Source organism: Rhizobium sp. 57MFTsu3.2 (assembly GCF_012932765.1).
In the GTDB taxonomy this organism is placed as follows: domain Bacteria; phylum Pseudomonadota; class Alphaproteobacteria; order Rhizobiales; family Rhizobiaceae; genus Rhizobium; species Rhizobium altiplani.
The window spans coordinates 1-14,781 of record NZ_JDWI01000032.1; the positions used below are offsets into that span (position 1 = coordinate 1).

Genomic DNA, 14,781 nt, shown 5'->3' on the forward strand with positions numbered 1-14,781 from the left:
CCTCCTCAGCCGGCGTCAGCACCGTGCTCTTGGGAGACTTAGGCCCCATCGGTGCATCGGCCGTCGTGGTCCGCTCGCGCCATTTGGCCACCGTCTTCGAGTTCAGGCCGTAGCGGGCGGCAAGGGACCGGGTACTTTCTTGCGACGCTTGGAGTTCGGCTCGAAGACGCGGCGTCGTGCGGGCGCTGCCGTGAAGAATACTTCCCATAATGCATCCTCTTCCTGACGACTCAGGTTCAATGATGCACCATCACACTCAGGGACTACACACCTAGCCCTTGCGAAAGCGCGCGATCGCGCTGCGCTCGATGGCGGCGCAAGTGAGCTTATCGAGGCCGAGGCGGTCGCGAAGCAGGCTGAGAAGGCGCAGCTCTTCCGCCTTCACCGAGAGATCGGCGGAAGCAATTTCGACCGCGAGCGCATAGGCCGTGTCGTAGAGGCGCGACGGCAGCGTGTCCTTGACGGTTTCGAGCACGATGTCGAGCCCTTCGGGACCAGCCAGCAGTCCCGCGCAATCGCGCGCGATGGAAATCAGCTTTTCGTCGTCGAAATCACGGAAGACCGGCAGGAAGCCGATCAGTTGGCCGATTCGCTCCATCTCGCGATCGTTCATCGTGCTGTCGACGGCGGATGCCATCACCATCACGTAGATCAAGGCGTCATGGGCGGAAAGCGGCTTGTTCATGTCTCGATGATCCCTTCGAAGTGAGGCCAGAGTCTAGGAGTTGCCCAGCGACATTACAAGCCGTCGGGCGGCAGATCGGAAGGCAGATCCTCAGGACCGCTGGTTTCTGCGAGGCTGCGAGGGTCGTTGCCATGGATGCCTTTGCCCGCCTGTTTTGCCTTCTCGCCGGCCTCGGCGAGCGCAGATCCCTTCGCCGCCTCTGCCCAGCCGTTTTCGACGAGCCACTGTGAAATTTCCTGCGTGCCGATCCTGCAGGCGGCCGTGACGGTACCGGTCCATTCCGCACTGTCGAGATCGCAGCGGACGGCCCTGAGGCGCAGCAGCAGCCGCAGATTGGTCTTTGCCAGCATCCCGCATGGCCACTCACGGCCCCCGCTGTCGATGCATGTCTTGTCCGCCGGCGTTGGGTCGATGCCGGCAAGCTGCAGGCGACGGTCGCCAAACGCCAGGACACCGGCGCTTTCCGCGATCGGGCGAACAAGGTTCACGCCCCTGTCTTTGGCAGGGTTTGCCGGTTGCTCCGGCACAACGGGCGCGATGCGCTCGAGTGGCTTGCCGTCGATGACCGCAGGGTAGAACTGGCTGGCCTCGTCGACACGCCGCGCATTCATGCTGGCTTCGGGATTTGAGGTCGGTTGAGCCGTCGGAGCGGGGGGCGGCACTTGCGCTTCCATCGGCGCTGCCGTTTCCGCCGGATCAATGGCCGAGCCAAGCCGCTGTCCGCCGGCCGCAATCAGGTCGGCGACAATTCCGATCCCTGCAACAGCGGTCAGAATTGCCGCAGGACGCATGGAATATCTTCCTACTGGCTGGCCCAGATGATGCGGGCGATCCAATCCACGTCGGAAAGTTCAATTGTTCGGTTGGGATGCTCCGGGTTGAGCGACATCAATTCGATCGATCGCGGGCTCTGGCGCAACAGCACCTTCGCCATCACTTCGCCTTCGCGCGTCTTGACGACGACGCGATCATTGCGTCGAACCTGCGCGCCAGGCTCGACGATCAAGACGTCGCCGTCGCGGTAGAGCGGCATCATGCTCTCGCCCTGGACTTCGAGCGCATAGACGCCTGCCTTCTGCGAGGGTGCGGCCGGGAATTCCACAACGTCCCAGCCTTGCCCAGCCGGAAAGCCGCCATCATCGAAGAAGCCGCCGGCACCGGCCTGCGCAAAGCCGAGCAGCGGAATCGAGCTGCCCTGCCGCGGGAAGCCGCCTTCCGGAAGACTGGAAAAGCTCCCTGCCGGCCGCATGAACGTCAGGAACTGCTCCATGCTGGCGCCCGTTGCATCCAGCACCTTGGCGATCGATTCCGTCGACGGCCAGCGCAACCGCCCATCGGCGGAGAGCCGCTTGGACTTGTTGAAGGAGGTTGGATCGAGCCCCGCGCGCCGGGCAAGACCTGAAGGCGTCAGGTCATGCCGTTCGGCAAGCCTGTCGATCGCCCCCCAAATCTGCTCGTGTGACAGCATGTCGCCTGATTCCTGCGCGCCTGCGCCATCGTTCAACGACGAAATATTAACCGCAAGCCCAGCGGGAGTAAAGAGATGAAAGGAATAAAATCCTGTCTCGCCTCAGGCGACCAAGGCCATGTTGATCTTGCCGAGCTGGATCACCGCCTGCGTACGGCTGTCGACATCGAGCTTGAGCAGGATCGCCGAGACATGCGCCTTGATCGTCGCCTCGGAAACGCCGAGCTCATAGGCGATCTGCTTGTTGAGAAGACCTTCCGCCAGCATCGTCAGCACACGGCTCTGCTGCGGTGTCAGCGTGTGCAGCCGGTGGATCAGGTCGGCGACGTCAGGATCCTGTTCCTGCCCGTCCCGATAAGTCTCGGGGGTCGCGATATCGCCGGCAAGGACCGTCTGGATACCGCGGCGAATGTCGTCGATCCCGGAGGATTTGGAGATGAAGCCGGATGCGCCGAGTTCGAGCGCGCGACGGATCGTCGTGGCGTCATCCGTCGCGGAAATGATGACGATCGGCAGCCCGGTGAATTCGGAGCGAAGCGCCATCAGGCCGGAAAAGCCGCTGACACCAGGCATCGATAGATCGAGCAGCATCAGGTCCGCTTCGGGATGTGCTCCAGCCGCCATGCGCGCTGCGGCAAAATCGCCGGCCTCGACGATCTCGGGATGGCCTTCCATACCAATCACTGCCTGGCGCAGCGCATCCCGGAAAAGCGGGTGGTCGTCGGCAATGATGATTGTCTGTTCCTGCATCGATAGCTCCCTCCCAAGAGCTCGATCGCCGAGACATGCCTCGTGCCTCCGCACGATACAAGCCTCCATTCGGAGGTGACTATATCAAATCATGTCTTTTGCGGAAGGGCGTTGCGCTCCTCCTCGCTTCGGAATTCCTTGACTATCCCCATGAAGCTCCGCATCCAGCGCTCCATGATGCCGATCGAACGGTTGATCTCCTCGTCGGAGGGAAGCGCCTTGTTGACGATGCTTTTGTTCTCCAGCGCCGTGACGCGGGCCGAAAGCCGGTCGAGTTCCTGCTCATAGGCCGCCCGCTCATCGGCGGCCATCCTGCAGACGAGCGCGCCGTCCTTCTCCTCGCAAAGCGACATGGCGCCGGTCTGCTTGTCGAGCCGCACGAAGTGGTCGCCGCTACGCTCCAATTGAAAGCGCAATGCGTCGGTTTCAGCGGCATGAACGCCGAGCGGCAGGAGAAGCGCGAAAAGGCCGATTGCGATATTTCTCATGGTTTCCTCCGGAAATCTCGGTGGCCACCGCATTTTTCGCGGCGAGGCGTGGACATCGCCGCCGCTTTGCGGCAAAGCCCGGGAAAGACCAGCCATTCTGAGGTTATCATGACCCTGACACCCACGCTTTACAAGATCGTGACGGAAACGCTCTGGCAGGAGGCGAGGGCAGCCGGCGTTTTTCGTGGCGCGCCGATCGACCTTACGGACGGCTACATCCACTTCTCGACAGCCGCCCAGGTCAGGCAGACGGCGGCCCTTCACTTCGCCGGCCAGGCGGGGCTTCTGCTCGTTGCCGTCGATAGCAGCAAGTTCGGCGACGAACTCGTCTTCGAACCCTCGCGCGGCGGCGCTCTCTTTCCACACCTCTATGCGGAATTGCCGATGTCGGCCGTGTTATGGGAGGCGCCGCTGCCGCTCGATGTCGCCGGCCAGCACGTCTTTCCGGATCTTGCGCCATGATCGAGCTTTTCAAGCACGCCGCCCGCAAGGGTCTCTTCCTCTTCGACCCCGAAACCGCTCATGGCATGTCGATTGCCGCACTGAAGGCAGGCGCCGTGCCGGCCTGCCGGATCGCCCCCGATCCACGCCTGCGGCAGAGCGTTGCCGGGCTCGATTTCGTCAATCCGATTGGCATGGCGGCCGGCTACGACAAGAACGCCGAGGTTCCGGAAGCGTTGCTGAAGATCGGCTTCGGTTTCACCGAGATCGGCACCGTGACGCCGAAGCCGCAGCCCGGCAACCCGCGCCCACGCATCTTCCGGCTGGTCGAGGATGAAGGCGTCATCAATCGCCTCGGCTTCAACAACGAAGGCCACGATGCCGCCTTCGCACGCCTGTCGGTCATTCGCGGCAACGGCATGATCGGCATCAACATCGGCGCCAACAAGGACAGCGAGGACCGCATTGTCGACTATGTCCTCGGCATCCGCCGGTTCTATTCGGTCGCTCGCTATTTCACCGCCAATATCTCATCACCGAACACGCCGGGCCTGCGCGATTTGCAGGCGCGCGAAAGCCTCGCCGCGCTCTTGTCGGCAGTGCTTGCTGCCCGCGATGCCGAAGCCGAAAAGGCAGGCAGAAAGATCCCAGTCTTCCTGAAGATCGCGCCTGATCTGACGGAAGAGGGGCTGGACGATATCGCCGCCGAAGCGCTGTCGCATGCCCTGGACGGCCTGATCGTTTCGAACACCACGCTTTCCCGCGAGGGCCTCAGGGACCAGCGTCAGGCGAAGGAGGCCGGCGGGCTTTCCGGCAAGCCGCTGTTCGACAAATCGACCGCCGTTCTCGCCAAAATGCGCAAACGCGTCGGCCCAGGCCTGCCGATCATCGGCGTCGGCGGCGTCTCGTCCGCCGAAACCGCGCTCGAGAAGATCAAGGCCGGTGCCGATCTCGTGCAGCTCTATTCCTGCATGGTTTATGAGGGGCCGGGCCTCCCGGGCACGATCGTTCGCGGCCTGTCGAAGCTGCTCGATCGCGAGCAGGTCAGATCCATCCGCGACCTCAGGGATACGAGAACGGACTACTGGGCAGGACGGAACGTCTGATCCGCCCGCGGCCGCACGAGCATCGCCAGGAAGACACCGCGAAACAGCAGGAAGCCGTTCATCGCCAGCCATAGGCCATGATTGCCGAACAGCGGCACGAAAACGGCCAGCGCTATGAGATAGCCGGCAAACGACATGAGCATCCGGTTGCGCATGTCGGTCGACCAGGTGGCGCCGATGAAGACACCGTCCATCAGGAAGGCCAGCGCCCCCGTAAGTCCGGTGACGGCGGCCCAGGGCAGGTAGGTTTCGGCCGCCTGCTGCACCTCCGGCGAGGTGGTTAGCACCGAAATCAACCATGGACCGGCCAGCAGGAAGAACACGGAAATGAGGCCGGCAAGCCCGAAGGACCAGAGCGCCGTCAGCTTCAGGCCACGCTCGAAGGCCGGCCGGTATCGCGCGCCGATCGCCCGTCCGGTGATCTGCTCTGCCGCGTTGGCCAGTCCGTCGAGATAATATCCGGAGAGCAGGAAGAAGTTCATCAGCACGGCGTTGGCGGCCAGCGTGACCGCTCCGAAGCTCGTGCCGATCCGCGTCATCAGAGTGAAAGCGGCGAGCAGCACGAAGGTGCGGATCAGGATGTCGCGGTTCAGCGCGAAAAGCTCGGCGAGGCGATGCCGGGAGAAGATCTCCGTGCGTGTCGGCCGATGCGCGCGATCGAAGCCGCGAAGGACAATCAGCAAGCCGACGACAGCACCGGCTGTCTCGCCGACCATCGTACCCCAGGCGACGCCCGCCACGCCCCAGTCAAGCCAGAGGCCGAGATAGATCGCCAGTATGATGTTGATGCCGTTGATGATCGTCTGCAGCAACAGGCCAACGGTGCCCTGGCCGCGGCCGAGCACGAAGCCGAGGATCGCGTAATTGGCAAGCGCTGCCGGGCCGGCAAGGATGCGGATGGAGAAATAGGTGCTGGTGGCGGCCGCAACGGCGCTCTCCGGTCCCATCAGCTTCAGCCCGGCTGCGAGTAGCAGTGGCGAAAGACAGAGAAGCGCTATGCCGCAGCCGAGCGCGGAGATCAGCGCTCGCCAGAAGACGCCCTGCTGGGCGTGCCGGTCGTGCCGTCCGAAGGCCTGCGCCGTCAGTCCGGTCGTGGAGGCGCGCAGGAAGTTGAAGCTGCCGAGGATAAGGTCGAAGAGCATGGCGCCGATCGCAAGCCCTGCCAGCGCATCCGGCTGACCCATGTGGCCGACGACGCCGGTGTCGACGAGGCCAAGGAGCGGCGTCGTCATGAAGCCGAGCGTCATCGGAATTGCAATCGACAGCACCAGTCGGTGCGTCACGTCGAATGCCAGCCTGTTCTCGTGACCGTGCGTATCCATGTCTGCCTCTGAGGAAGGAGGCAGAATCGCCTCAGCCGGAAAGCACCATTGCCCAATAGGGCACGCTTTTGGAAGCAGAATTGCGTGCTACCGCAACGCCGAGACCATTGTAACGACCGAGCATGTTCTCCAGATGGTGCGGAGAGTTGATCCAGGCGGTCACAACGGCCGGCACCGACTGTTGGCCGGCCGCGATGTTTTCGGCGGCCGGCATCTGTACGCCGCTTGCCTTGACGCGCGGGCCGAAGCCGTCGCCGATCCCCATCACGTGCTTCATCTTGCCTGCCGATGCCATGCGCTTGGCCTGGAACATCGCGGCATCCTTGGCAGCAGGATCCGCCGAAAGCGGCGGCAATCCGTTCTTGGCGCGCAACTGATTGACTAGCGGTAGAGCGTCCGCCGTTTCGTCTTCGCCATCAGAAGGCGTGGAAGCGAACTTGGGCGCGGTCGTGCAGCTTGCAACACCGGCGACCAGCACGAGGCCGGATATGTGTAGTAGCCCACGCCGCGAGAGGATGAGAGAGGACATATTAGCGCCGATAGCTGAAGAGACGGATGAGGACGAAGACCGGGATCACGACGGTCGCACCAAGCAACAAATAATCGCCGACGCGTCCCAAAGCGGCAAAGCCGCGATGCCAGACTTCCAGAACGAAATTGCGGAAGCCGTAGACGAAATCCAGCGGCGCCCAGCCGAACACGGCCATGATGAAGCCGACGATCAGCGATACGACCAAAAGCTTGACCAATGTGCGGCCGAGGGAATCGCCGAGAAACTTGTTCACCTGATCGGACATGCGCCATCTCCTGTTTGTCCCTGAAATACGGGCGCGGAACGCCGCTCGCAAGCCTTTTTCAGGTCTGGCGTCTCCGCCTCTGAAATAGGACTTGAGTTTTTTTGTGACCGCAGCCAAATGCGGGCCAATCCCAATAGGTCTTCACCATGCAGCCCAACCAACTCACTTCAGGCGACGTGATCGCCGATCGCCGCGCCGACTACGCCAAGATGCTCGACGAAAGCGGCGAACCGGACGCCGCCGCCGAATTGATGGAGCAGGCGTTGGAACTCGTGCCGGGCTGGGCGGCCGGCTGGTATCGGCTGGCCGGCTACCGCGAAAAGGCCGGCGATAAGTCAGGCGCGATCGACGCCTACCGGCGCACTTTGGAGGTCAGTCCGGACGATATTTTCGGAGCCGAGCTCAAGCTCGCTTTGCTTGGCGACGTCGAGATGCCGGACCAGCCGCCGACCAGCTATGTCGAGCGATTGTTCGACGACTATGCCGATCGCTTCGAGACGTCACTGGTGGAGAAGCTCGATTACAGCGTTCCCGCCAAGCTTGCGGCGCTCGTCGCGACGACCGGCAGGAACTATGCGTTGGCCGTGGACCTCGGCTGCGGCACCGGCTTGCTCGGACCGGAGATCCGTGATCGCGTTGCGCGCCTCGAGGGATTCGATCTGTCGCAGAACATGCTCGCCAAGGCTGCCGAGAAGCATATCTACGATCACTTGGCGCAAGCCGATCTGTCGCTGGCTCCGGAAGCGACGGGCCTCTTTGTCGAGGGAGCGACGCATCGTGCCGACCTCGTCACTGCCGCGGATGTGTTGATGTATCTCGGCAATCTCGAGAGTGTGTTCGAGGCGGTTTCAGCGCTTGTCTTGCCGGGCGCCGATTTCGCATTTTCGGTCGAGGACGCGGGTGAGGGCGATGGCTTTCATCTCGCGCCGTCGCTGCGCTACGCCCATTCCGAAAGCTATATACGCGCGCTCTGCGCCCGCCACGGTCTCGAGGTCATCGCCGTCAGCAAGACGCCCATTCGCAAAGATGGCTCAAACATCATTTCAGGTATCCTGTTCCTTACGCGCAAGGCGGGATAGCGGAACGATTCTTGCGAAGTGAATAATAGGTCAGCATTGCTTACGTATTTCGCTTGATTGCACTGCGAAAACGCCTGATAATCCTGGCTAATTCAGTAGGGTTCTTTCAGGATTTCGAGGCACCCGGGACCATTCATCACCTACATTTCGTCACGCTCGGGTCTCGCCCTGGCGCATATGAACATGTCTGCCGTTTGGGGATCAACGACAATGGCACAGCTCTTCAATGCCCTCGGTTTCTGGAATACCAGCGCCACTCGCCATACACCGGTCGAAGACGTCCAGGGGATTTTCTCCGGCAGCCTTATTGCGGCGCTCGGGCTTTATGTTCTGGCCAGCGCCGGCCTTCTGACCGGCAGCACCGCCGGCGTCGCGTTTCTGCTCCACTACGCCTTCGGCGTGAACTTCGGTCTCGCCTTCTTCCTGCTCAACCTGCCGTTCTTTTATCTTTCGTGGACGCGGCTCGGCATGGCCTTCACGGTCAAGACATTTATCGCGATCGGCCTGACATCGCTCATGACCAGCCTGCAGCCGAAGGTCATGGACATTTCCGCCATCCATCCGGCCTGGGCGGCCCTTCTCGGCGGTCTGCTGCTGGGTTTCGGCCTTCTGGCGCTCTATCGCCACCGCGCCAGCCTCGGTGGGGTCGGCATCCTGGGCGTCTATATGCAGGAGCGTTTCGGCATCCGCGCCGGCCTCGTGCAGATGGCGATCGACCTTTGTGTGCTGGCCGCAGCCTTCTTTGTCACCACGCCACCGGTGGTTTTCTATTCCGTTCTAGGCGCGGTGGTGCTGAACCTCTTCGTGGCCGTCAACCACCGCGCCGATCGCTACATCGCGCTTTAGGCAGCCCGTGCCGGCTTGTCGATCGGGTGCTGCGAGCGGAAGCCGACTGCCAGCCGGTTCCAGACATTGATCGTGCCGATCGCGACCGTGATCTTGGTGATCTCTTCTTCCGTGAAGTGGGCCTTCAGGGCTTCGAAATCGGCGTCCGGTGCGCCGGTTTCGGCGATACGGGTCACGGCATCGACCCAGCCGAGAAGGGCGCGTTCCTTGGCGTCATAGATCGGCGATTCCCGCCAGACGCACATCAGGTTGATCCACTGTTCGCTAAGCCCGTCATGCCGGGATTCCTTCACGTGCATGTCGACGCAATAGGCGCAGCCGTTGATCTGCGAGGCGCGCAGCTTGATCAGATGGATGAAGCGGCGTTCAAGGCCCGATTCCTGAACATACTGCTCGAGGGCGGCGACCGCCTTGTAAGCGTCCGGCGCGGCCTTGGCGAAGTTGAAACGTGCTTGCATGGTTCATTCTCCTTTTAGGGTTCTGCGGCTCAGCGAGCCGCTCTGCGTTCATTGATCTCAAGGAAGGCGCAGCCGCGGGCGGCGATCCCGCCGTCGTCATCAGCAGCGAGCTGCACCAGGATGTCGGCGATGCTGGTCTTGGCGAGTTCGGCGCGGTAGACGCGCTCGGCCCTCAGCATCGCCGCGCTGATCTGGCACGGTTTGGTGAAATAGCGCCCTGGAAGCTGGTTCGGCCCGCGCTGGCGGATCTCGCCGCAGCGGAAAGCCGGCTCCGGCCCTTCGACAGCAAGGACGATGTCGAGAAGGCTGATCTCCTCTGTCGGCTTCGCCAACTTGTATCCGCCCTTCGGCCCCGGAACCGTGCTCACGATACCTGCGCCGGAAAGCGCCTGCAGATGCTTCAGAAGATAGCTCGTCGAAACGCCATGGAACTCTGCGAGTGCCGCGGCCGAGAGCACCCCGCCTTCGGAAAGGCCGGCCAGCATGGAAACGCTGTGTATCGCCTGCTCGACTCCATCACCCAGTTTCATCAGACCATCCTCAATTCGTGGATAAAAAATATCTATGATTATTGCACCTGTCAAGCGGCGATATGCGAAGGATCGGATAGACGTGCGCATTTTGGTCGTCCGGGGTTGTGAAGCGGGACGGATTCGCTAAAGTCGGCCCCGTTGGGCAAAAACAATTCCAATAAGGGAACAGCAATGAGAAAGACGATTTTCCTGGCGGCCGCTGCCTTGCTTGCGGCGACGCACCTCGCATCCGCCGAGGACACGATCCGCATCGCAACGGAAGGTGCCTATCCTCCATTCAACTATGTCGAATCCGACGGCAGCCTGAAGGGCCTCGACGTCGACATGGCCAATGCGCTCTGCGACGAGATGAAGGCCAAGTGCACGATCGTAGCGCAGGATTGGGATGGCATCATCCCCGGGCTCCTGGCCAAGAAATATGACGCCATCATCGCGTCGATGAGCATCACCGAGGAACGCAAGAAGCAGATCGACTTCACGAACAAATACTACACGACGCCGCTTGCGGTTGCCGTGCCGAAGGACAGCCCGCTCAAGGGCGTTTCGGTCGATGACATGAAGGGCAAGACCGTTGGCGCCCAGGCTTCGACCACGCAGGCCGACTACCTGAACGACGTCTACGCCAAGGGCGGCGCCGAAGCGAAGATGTATCCGACGCAGGATGAAGCCGTCGCCGACTTGCAGAACGGTCGTATGGACGCCCTGATCTCCGACAAGTTCGTGGTGGTCGACTGGCTGAACAAGGCAGGCAAGGATTGCTGCAAGTTGCTCGGCGACGTCCCCGGTACGGAAACGCAGGCCGGCATCGGCATCCGCCAGGGCGAGACCGAGCTGAAGGAACGCTTCAACAAGGCGATCGACGCGCTCGTTGCGAACGGGAAGTACAAGGAAATCACCAAGAAGTACTTCCCCTTCGACATCTACTGATCGCTTGCCGATCCAATCGCGCGGAGGCCAAAAGCCTCCGCGCCCTCTGATCAAGTCCATCCTATGAAAACAGATATCCTCGTCCTCGGTGCCGGCATTGTCGGCGTCAGTGCGGCCATTCATTTGCAGGATCGCGGCCGCTCCGTCGTGCTTGCCGACCGCGGCGAACCGGGCGGCGGCACCAGCTACGGCAATGCCGGACTGATCGAGCGTTCCTCCGTCGTTCCCTACGCCTTCCCGCGACAGCTCGGCGCGATTGCCAAGTATGCGCTGAACAATTCATCGGATGTCCGTTACGATCCGGCCTACCTGCCGCGCATCGCGAAATGGCTGGCGCGCTACTGGTGGCATTCCTCGCCGACCAATCTGGAAAAGGCGACACGGGCGCTGCTGCCATTGATCGAAGCCAGTGTCACCGAACACGACAAGCTGATTGGCCGCGCCGGCGCCTCCGACCTCATCCGCGAGCGCGGCTGGATGTCGTTCTACAAGAACCCGCGCCGTTTCGAGGCTGCCCGTGCGGAAGCCGAGGGCGTGTCCGCCCATGGTCTGGCGATCCGTATTCTCGATGCCAGCGAGTTTCTGGCGATGGAGCCTGCCTTCGCCGCGCGCGGTGGAAGCATCGCCGGCGCCGTCCACTGGCTCGACCCGAAGACCGTAACCGATCCACAGGCGCTGACGGCAGCCTATGCCAACCTCTTCACGGCAGCCGGCGGCACGGTCGTCCGAGCTGACGCCTCCGCTCTTCGCGAGGAGAAGAACGGCTGGTCGATCACGACAGCCGAAGGCGAGATCATCGAAGCCGGCGAGGTCGTCGTTGCCCTCGGCCCGCAATCCGGCCTGATCTTCCGCAAGCTCGGCTATTCCTTGCCGCTGGCGGTCAAGCGCGGCTACCACCGGCATTATGCGCAGCGCGAAGGCCAGCCGCTCGGCCACTCCGTCGTCGACGAGGAAGCCGGCTACGTGCTGGCGCCGATGGCGCGCGGTATCCGGTTGACGACGGGCATCGAATTTGCTGCGCCCGATGCGCCGCCGAATACCATCCAGCTCCGCCGCGACGAGGCTCAGGCCCGCGCGCTCTTCCCGCTCGGTGAGCCAGTGGAGGCCACGCCCTGGCTCGGCCTGCGTCCCTGCCTGCCCGACATGCGCCCGGTGATCGGACCGGCGCCGCGCCATCGCGGCGTTTGGTTCAATTTCGGCCACGCCCATCACGGCCTGACGCTCGGCCCGGCAAGTGGCCGGCTGCTGGCCGAGCAGATGGCCGGCAACGACACGTTTGCCGATCCGAAGCCCTTCCACCCGCATCGCTTCCTGTAGTTACAAGGTCTGCCATTCTATTTCTGCAGCCGCTGCACTACCTTTAGGGCCGTGGACCAGATCGATTCCGAAGCCCGCGTTGTCCTGCCTCAGCCTTTCACCCGCTGGTTCGCGGACAAGGGATGGCGTCCACGCGCCCATCAGCTGGAATTGCTGGCCCGCGCCGAGGCTGGTGACAGCACGCTGCTGATCGCGCCAACCGGCGCCGGCAAGACGCTCGCCGGCTTTCTGCCATCGCTGACCGACCTGACGCGTCGCGGCAAGATCCTCCCGGGCTCCGCCTTCACCGGTATCCACACGCTTTACATCTCGCCACTGAAGGCGCTTGCCGTCGACATCGAGAGAAACCTGATGAAGCCAGTGGAGGAAATGGTCCTGCCGGTGACGGTCGAAAACCGCACCGGCGACACGCCCGTTGCCAAGCGCCAGCGCCAGAGATTGAGCCCGCCCGACATTCTGCTGACCACCCCCGAGCAAGTGGCCTTGCTGCTCGCCAGCCGCGAGGCAGAGCGCTTTTTCAAGGACCTCAAATACGTCGTTTTCGACGAACTGCATTCGCTCGTCACCTCGAAGCGGGGCCACATGCTTTCGCTCGGCCTTGCCCGCCTGCGCCGGCTGGCACCCGCCCTGCAGACGATCGGCCTTTCGGCTACCGTCTCCGACCCGATGGACCTGCAGAAATGGCTAGTCGCGCAGCGGGAAGGCGAGGATCACCACGCCGGATTGGTCATCGTCGAAGGCGGCGCCAAGCCCGACATTTCGATCCTGTCGACCGAGGAGCACATTCCCTGGTCGGGCCATTCGGCGAAATACGCGATCCCCGACGTCTACAAGCAGCTCCTCGACCACCGCACGACGCTGCTCTTCGTCAATACCAGGTCGCAGGCCGAGATGCTGTTCCAGGAACTCTGGACGGTGAACGAGGAAAACCTGCCGATCGCGCTGCATCACGGCTCGCTCGATGTCGGCCAGCGCCGCAAGGTGGAGGCCGCGATGGCGGCAAACCGGCTGCGGGCGGTTGTCGCCACCTCGACGCTCGACCTCGGCATCGACTGGGGCGATGTCGATCTTGTCGTTCATGTCGGCGCGCCAAAGGGAGCCTCGCGGCTTGCCCAGCGCATCGGCCGCGCCAACCACCGCATGGACGAGCCGTCGAAGGCGATCCTCGTGCCCGCCAACCGCTTCGAGGTGATGGAATGCCAGGCAGCACTCGACGCGAACTATATCGGCGCGCAGGACACGCCGCCGGTCGGGAAGGGCGCGCTTGATGCTCTGGCGCAGCATGTGCTCGGCATGGCCTGCGCCGAACCTTTCGATATGCTGGAACTCTTCGACGAGATATTGAGCGCCTCGCCATACGCCGATCTCTCGTGGGAGACCTTCGAGCGCGTCGTTGATTTCGTCGCGACGGGCGGCTATGCGCTGCGCACCTATGAGCGCTATGCCCGGATCCGCAAGACCAAGGAAGGACGCTGGCGCGTCTCAAATCCCCAGGTCGCCCAGCAATACCGGCTGAACCTCGGCACCATCGTTGAAAGCCCGATGCTCAACCTGCGCATGGTCAAGCGCGGCGAAGGCGGCAGGATCGGCCGCGGCGGTGCGACGCTGGGCAAGGTCGAGGAATACTTCCTCGAGCAGCTTTCGCCCGGCGACACCTTCATCTTCGCCGGCAAGGTGCTACGTTTCGAGGGCATCCGCGAGAACGAGGCGGTTGCCTCGCAGGCCTTCTCGATGGATCCGAAGATCCCATCCTATGCCGGCGGCAAGTTTCCTCTTTCCACCTATCTGGCGGACCAGGTGCGCTCGATGATAGCAGATCCCGACCGCTGGCGCCGCCTGCCGGACCAGGTGCGCGACTGGCTGGCGATCCAGCAGGAAAAGTCGATGCTGCCGAAGCGCGACGAGCTCTTGATCGAGACCTTTCCGCGCGGAAGCCGCTGCTACATGGTGATCTACCCCTTCGAGGGACGACTGGCGCACCAGACGCTCGGCATGCTGCTGACCCGGCGCCTCGAGCGAGCCGGCGCCAAGCCTCTCGGCTTCGTCGCGACGGATTATTCGCTCGGCATCTGGGGCTTCGAGGACATGGGGCTGATGATCCGCAACGGCCGGCTCAGCCTTGCCGATCTCTTCGACGAGGACATGCTGGGCGACGATCTCGAAAGCTGGCTCGACGAATCTTTCCTTTTGAAGCGAACCTTCCGCAATTGTGCCGTGGTTGCAGGTTTGATCGAGCGCCGTCACCCGGGCAAGGAAAAGACCGGGCGCCAGGTCACGGTCTCGGCCGATCTGATCTATGATGTGCTGAGAACCCACGAGCCGGATCACATTCTGCTGCAGGCGACGCGGCAGGATGCGGCAAGCGGGCTTTTGGATATTTCCCGGCTTGGCGATATGCTGAGGCGAATCAAGGGCCATATCACGCATCGCGCGCTCGACCACATCTCGCCGCTGGCGGTCCCCGTCATGCTGGAGATCGGCAAGGAGCCAGTGCATGGCGAGGCGCATGATGCCGTGCTGGCGGAAGCCGCCGACGACCTGATCGCCGAGGCGCTGGCTTAGAA

Annotated in this window: 17 protein-coding genes and 1 pseudogene; 7 read left to right on the forward strand and 11 right to left on the reverse strand. The window is 62.7% G+C overall.

Going from position 1 to position 14,781, the window contains the following annotated elements; all coding sequences use genetic code 11:
- The 6 genes and pseudogenes from AF71_RS25675 to AF71_RS25700 all read right to left on the reverse strand — a co-directional run.
- Positions 1-208: pseudogene (locus AF71_RS25675) on the reverse strand (IS481 family transposase); the annotation flags it as partial.
- A gap of 63 nt (positions 209-271) precedes the next feature.
- Positions 272-685: a tellurite resistance TerB family protein gene (locus AF71_RS25680; protein WP_018858613.1), complete on the reverse strand. Its 414-nt coding sequence runs from the start codon at positions 683-685 to the stop codon at positions 272-274.
- A gap of 53 nt (positions 686-738) precedes the next feature.
- Positions 739-1,476, reverse strand: a complete 738-nt coding sequence (locus tag AF71_RS25685; protein WP_169683759.1) for a thermonuclease family protein — start codon at positions 1,474-1,476, stop codon at positions 739-741.
- A gap of 11 nt (positions 1,477-1,487) precedes the next feature.
- Positions 1,488-2,153, reverse strand: a complete 666-nt coding sequence (locus AF71_RS25690) for a helix-turn-helix transcriptional regulator (protein WP_018858611.1) — start codon at positions 2,151-2,153, stop codon at positions 1,488-1,490.
- 102 nt (positions 2,154-2,255) lie between these two features.
- The gene (locus AF71_RS25695; RefSeq protein WP_169683760.1) at positions 2,256-2,903 is read right to left on the reverse strand and encodes a response regulator transcription factor; all 648 of its coding nucleotides are present in this window, start codon (positions 2,901-2,903) and stop codon (positions 2,256-2,258) included.
- An 89-nt stretch (positions 2,904-2,992) separates the two neighbouring features.
- Positions 2,993-3,391 (reverse strand): hypothetical protein, encoded by a 399-nt coding sequence (locus tag AF71_RS25700; RefSeq protein WP_018858609.1) that lies wholly within the window; start codon positions 3,389-3,391, stop codon positions 2,993-2,995.
- Between the two features lie 108 nt (positions 3,392-3,499).
- Between AF71_RS25700 and AF71_RS25705 the strand changes: the two genes are divergently transcribed.
- Together AF71_RS25705 and AF71_RS25710 are read left to right on the forward strand one after the other, a co-directional pair.
- Entirely contained in the window at positions 3,500-3,853 is a 354-nt protein-coding gene (locus AF71_RS25705) for a DUF952 domain-containing protein (protein WP_192240370.1), read from the forward strand.
- A complete protein-coding gene (locus tag AF71_RS25710) occupies positions 3,850-4,938 on the forward strand; it encodes a quinone-dependent dihydroorotate dehydrogenase (protein ID WP_169683762.1) in 1,089 nt (362 codons plus the stop codon). Before AF71_RS25705 ends, AF71_RS25710 begins: the two co-directional genes overlap by 4 nt.
- On the opposite strand, the gene AF71_RS25715 is transcribed toward AF71_RS25710, so the two are convergent.
- From AF71_RS25715 to AF71_RS25725, 3 genes are read right to left on the reverse strand one after another with little or no spacing between them, the layout of a single operon-like run.
- On the reverse strand, positions 4,914-6,260 hold the full coding sequence (locus AF71_RS25715; RefSeq protein ID WP_025660372.1) for an MATE family efflux transporter: 1,347 nt from the start codon (positions 6,258-6,260) through the stop codon (positions 4,914-4,916). The genes AF71_RS25710 and AF71_RS25715 overlap by 25 nt on opposite strands.
- Before the next feature lie 31 nt (positions 6,261-6,291).
- Entirely contained in the window at positions 6,292-6,789 is a 498-nt protein-coding gene (locus AF71_RS25720) for a CAP domain-containing protein (RefSeq protein WP_169683763.1), read from the reverse strand.
- A gap of 1 nt (position 6,790) precedes the next feature.
- Complete coding sequence (locus tag AF71_RS25725; RefSeq protein ID WP_018858604.1) at positions 6,791-7,057, reverse strand: DUF6460 domain-containing protein; 267 nt, start codon at positions 7,055-7,057, stop codon at positions 6,791-6,793.
- Between the two features lie 146 nt (positions 7,058-7,203).
- On the opposite strand from AF71_RS25725, the gene AF71_RS25730 reads away from it, so the two are divergent.
- Both AF71_RS25730 and AF71_RS25735 read left to right on the forward strand, forming a co-directional pair.
- A complete protein-coding gene (locus tag AF71_RS25730) occupies positions 7,204-8,136 on the forward strand; it encodes a methyltransferase domain-containing protein (protein ID WP_169683764.1) in 933 nt (310 codons plus the stop codon).
- Between the two features lie 210 nt (positions 8,137-8,346).
- The gene (locus tag AF71_RS25735; protein ID WP_018858602.1) at positions 8,347-8,982 is read left to right on the forward strand and encodes a YitT family protein; all 636 of its coding nucleotides are present in this window, start codon (positions 8,347-8,349) and stop codon (positions 8,980-8,982) included.
- Here AF71_RS25735 and AF71_RS25740 read toward each other — a convergent pair.
- Positions 8,979-9,440 (reverse strand): carboxymuconolactone decarboxylase family protein, encoded by a 462-nt coding sequence (locus AF71_RS25740; protein ID WP_018858601.1) that lies wholly within the window; start codon positions 9,438-9,440, stop codon positions 8,979-8,981. The genes AF71_RS25735 and AF71_RS25740 overlap by 4 nt on opposite strands.
- Positions 9,441-9,469: 29 nt before the next feature.
- Positions 9,470-9,970, reverse strand: coding sequence for an Rrf2 family transcriptional regulator (locus AF71_RS25745; RefSeq protein WP_018858600.1), 501 nt, complete (start codon positions 9,968-9,970; stop codon positions 9,470-9,472).
- Positions 9,971-10,144: 174 nt separating this feature from the next.
- Here AF71_RS25745 and AF71_RS25750 point away from each other — a divergent pair, with 174 nt between their 5' ends.
- From AF71_RS25750 to AF71_RS25760, 3 genes are all read left to right on the forward strand, one after another.
- Positions 10,145-10,900: an ABC transporter substrate-binding protein gene (locus tag AF71_RS25750; protein WP_018858599.1), complete on the forward strand. Its 756-nt coding sequence runs from the start codon at positions 10,145-10,147 to the stop codon at positions 10,898-10,900.
- A 63-nt stretch (positions 10,901-10,963) separates the two neighbouring features.
- A complete protein-coding gene (locus AF71_RS25755; protein ID WP_169683765.1) occupies positions 10,964-12,217 on the forward strand; it encodes an FAD-binding oxidoreductase in 1,254 nt (417 codons plus the stop codon).
- Positions 12,218-12,268: 51 nt separating this feature from the next.
- Positions 12,269-14,779: a ligase-associated DNA damage response DEXH box helicase gene (locus tag AF71_RS25760; protein ID WP_018858597.1), complete on the forward strand. Its 2,511-nt coding sequence runs from the start codon at positions 12,269-12,271 to the stop codon at positions 14,777-14,779.
- Positions 14,780-14,781 lie beyond the last annotated feature (2 nt).